Source organism: Mycobacterium sp. (assembly GCF_049281135.1).
In the GTDB taxonomy this organism is placed as follows: domain Bacteria; phylum Actinomycetota; class Actinomycetes; order Mycobacteriales; family Mycobacteriaceae; genus Mycobacterium.
Genome location: NZ_JBAPRN010000112.1, coordinates 1 through 2,866, shown reverse-complemented (window position 1 = coordinate 2,866; position 2,866 = coordinate 1). Strand labels below are relative to the sequence as shown.

General features: G+C 65.6%; 5 protein-coding genes and 1 pseudogene. 2 read left to right on the top strand and 4 right to left on the bottom strand.

Going from position 1 to position 2,866, the window contains the following annotated elements; all coding sequences use genetic code 11:
- The 3 genes from WAN02_RS04535 to WAN02_RS04525 form a co-directional block, all read right to left on the bottom strand.
- Positions 1-349 (bottom strand): alcohol dehydrogenase catalytic domain-containing protein (locus WAN02_RS04535; protein WP_422262982.1); only part of this gene is annotated, 349 nt, incomplete at its 3' end.
- A gap of 2 nt (positions 350-351) precedes the next feature.
- A complete protein-coding gene (locus WAN02_RS04530; RefSeq protein ID WP_422262981.1) occupies positions 352-1,038 on the bottom strand; it encodes a cutinase family protein in 687 nt (228 codons plus the stop codon).
- 47 nt (positions 1,039-1,085) lie between these two features.
- Positions 1,086-1,481: a VOC family protein gene (locus tag WAN02_RS04525; RefSeq protein WP_422262980.1), complete on the bottom strand. Its 396-nt coding sequence runs from the start codon at positions 1,479-1,481 to the stop codon at positions 1,086-1,088.
- A 138-nt stretch (positions 1,482-1,619) separates the two neighbouring features.
- On the opposite strand from WAN02_RS04525, the gene WAN02_RS04520 reads away from it, so the two are divergent.
- A complete protein-coding gene (locus WAN02_RS04520) occupies positions 1,620-1,769 on the top strand; it encodes a hypothetical protein (protein ID WP_422262979.1) in 150 nt (49 codons plus the stop codon).
- Between the two features lie 3 nt (positions 1,770-1,772).
- Here WAN02_RS04520 and WAN02_RS04515 read toward each other — a convergent pair whose 3' ends face one another.
- Positions 1,773-2,588 carry an oxygenase MpaB family protein gene (locus WAN02_RS04515; protein WP_422262983.1) on the bottom strand — a complete coding sequence of 272 codons (816 nt, stop codon included), beginning with the start codon at positions 2,586-2,588 and terminating at the stop codon, positions 1,773-1,775.
- A gap of 51 nt (positions 2,589-2,639) precedes the next feature.
- Between WAN02_RS04515 and WAN02_RS04510 the strand changes: the two are divergent.
- Positions 2,640-2,866: pseudogene (locus WAN02_RS04510) on the top strand (cobalamin biosynthesis protein); the annotation flags it as partial.

The following is a 2,866-nucleotide window of genomic DNA, read 5'->3' as shown; positions in this document are numbered from 1 at the left end:
GCTCGAAGCTCATCGAGTCCGGCAGCGGGACAGTGTCATTGGCGCCCGCGTTGACGATCTCGGCGTAGCCGCCGAAACGGGTTCCGGCCAGCACCCGCTGGCCCACGCGCGCCGGATCGACGCCGTCGCCGACGGACTCGATCGTTCCGGCCACCTCGTAGCCGACGACGCTGGGCACCTTGGGCGCATCGGGGTACAGCCCGACGCGAGCGAGATGGTCGGCGAAATTGACGCCCGCTGCACGCACCGAGATACGCACCTGGCCGGCCGCCGGCGGCGGCGGGTCGGGACGATCTTGCACCTTGAGCACCGACGGGGGACCGTGCTTGGTGATGACAACCGCGCGCACGGCTACACGTGACTTGCCACGAAAGCTGCGGCTTGAGCCGGCATGCCGGAATGCGCGTACGAGAGGTGCGCGGGGGATGACAGCTCGTCGTGCGTTGGCACCGTATAGAGTGCGCCAGCAGTGCAGACCGGGTCGCCCTCTGCGCACAAGTCAATGGACTTGGCCCCGTACCAAGGACTGAGCGTAGTCACCGGCGCCCCCAGGTACCTGTCCGTCGGATTCCCGAAGAAGGCAAGCGCGGCAACGTGATCGGCCACGTCTTGGGGTAGCGACACCGGGACAAAGCCGGATACCGGCAATTGGGCGATGGTGATCAGGTCGATCGCGACGGCGCCCTGGGAGTACCCGCCGAGCACCAGCTTGGTGTTGGGACAGCTGGCGGCCATCGACTCGACGTGAGCGTTCGCATCCACGCCACCGGCGTTTGCCGATGGGGCGAGGTCGTCCGAGGCCGGGTAGTTGACCGGATACACCGCGACGGACCGACCACCGACCTGCGGGCGCAGCGCATCGATGAATTCCTGGCCGACCACCCCGACCCCGGGCGGCTCACCGGTGGCACGGGCGAATGTCACGTCGATGTCGGGGCAGTTGGCCGCGGCGGCGGGAAAGAGTGGTGCGCTCAGCAGTGCCGAGCAGGCCGTTATGATTACGGCGGCAAAATAATGGGCGATCTTTCGGGCGCTCACCCGCTCATGCTGACACATCTGAGACGCGGACGGAACGCCCACGTCAGTCAGCTTGGCGGCGCAAAAAACTCGAGCGCGGTGCCGTCCGGATCGCGGAAACTCAAACCCGAGCCGTAGGGCGCATCGACGATTCCGCCGTGCTGAATGCGCAACTCATTGAGACGCTCCATCCAGGTCTCCAGTGCGGCACGGTCCGCGCAGCCGAAACCGACATGATCCAGGCCCACCCGGAACTCGCTGAAACGCTCGTCGGGTGCCGGGTGCTCATGCTGGTGAATTCCGAGCAGAGTGCCGCCGTCGAGGATCCACACCAGGTGCCGGAATCCGGCGGCGGTGTGCTCGTCGACCACAGGGTCGGCGTCGAACAGGCGGCGGTACCAGGGGCCGCTGACGGCCATGTCGCGGACGGTCAGCGCGACATGGTTGAGTGCAGGAAATGCCATGATTCTGATTCCTCTCTGGCGAGCGTGCGCCGATGGGCGAGCGGGCGGGCGATCCAAGTGTGACCTAGATCGCATCGGCAGTCGGAGGGTGGCGAGCGCCACATTTACTTCGTCTGACTAATTAGTCATGCTTGATACATGACTTCGCAGCTGACTCCCGAGCGCACAGACACCGACGTTCTGCCCAAGAACTTCGACACCAACACGGGCCCCCTCTGGCTGCAGCCGTGGTTCTGGCTGGCCATTGTGGGTGTCATCGGCATGGTGGCGCTCACCCTCGTCATCTAGCCCCTAAACGATCCGCCAGCCCATCCGGGCGCGAAACCGCATATCCCATAGGTAGAGCCGGTAGCCGAGGATCCACGCCTGATGTGGAATCAATCGGTCAGCAAGTCGCAGTGCGGCGAGCAGCCACTCGAACCGGCGCTGCTGGGATTCTGACCACTCCAAGCGCATCATCGCGCGGAACTCCGGTGGCAGGAAGCCCGTCGTCGCGAAGAGATTGAACGGTCCCCCGAACGCCGGCAACGGCCACGGCAGGAACGCCATCGCCGCCACGCCGTGCAGGTGTTCGCGGACCGGAGGATCGATGCGCAGGTCTTCCAGTGACCGCTTCCAGTAGTCGTCGAACGCGACGCGGTCCGGCGGCCACATCGCCTCGCGAACTTGAAGTGTGGTGCCCAGTCGTTTGCTGTCCTGATACACCGCGTCGGCGGTCGCATCGTCGAGCGGGCCGTGCAAGAACTCGTGCTGGTCGATGAAGTAGCGATACAGGCAGGCGGCCACCCACAGCTGCAGGCCCGGGTCGAAAGCGTTATAGGACACCGGACTCGACCGTGTCGACCGTACTTGCCGATGAGCGGTGTCCACGGCACCACGGATCAGCGCGCGGTCCGACTCGGTGCCGATAGTTGCGACGGCCAAATACGTTCCAGTGGTTCGTGCCCGTTTGAACGGATGCTTGTAGACGTTGCCGCTGTCAACCGGGCTCTCCAGGACGCCGTAGCCAACGCCAGGCAGCGACAGCTGCATGATCACGTTCGCGGCAGGCAGCAGCACAGCGGCGGGATTCAGCAGGTCAGCGACCCGGGTGATGCGCCGCCTCATCGCGGGTGGTGCTCCATCAGCCGAGTAGACCATGTGTGAGACGCTGCCGGAGTGTTTGGCGCCACGCGGCATAGCCGGGTCGTCGGTGTGCTGATCGGCTACTTGGCCGATCTGGTGTTCGCCGACCCGCGGGCGGGTCATCCGGTGGCTGGATTCGGCGCCGCGGCAACGACGGTGGAACGGCTCACCTATCGCGACACCCGGCCCGGTGGTGCCGTGCACGTCGCGATTCTGGCCGGCGCGGTGAGCCTGTTCGGAACAGCGCTACAGCGTTACGC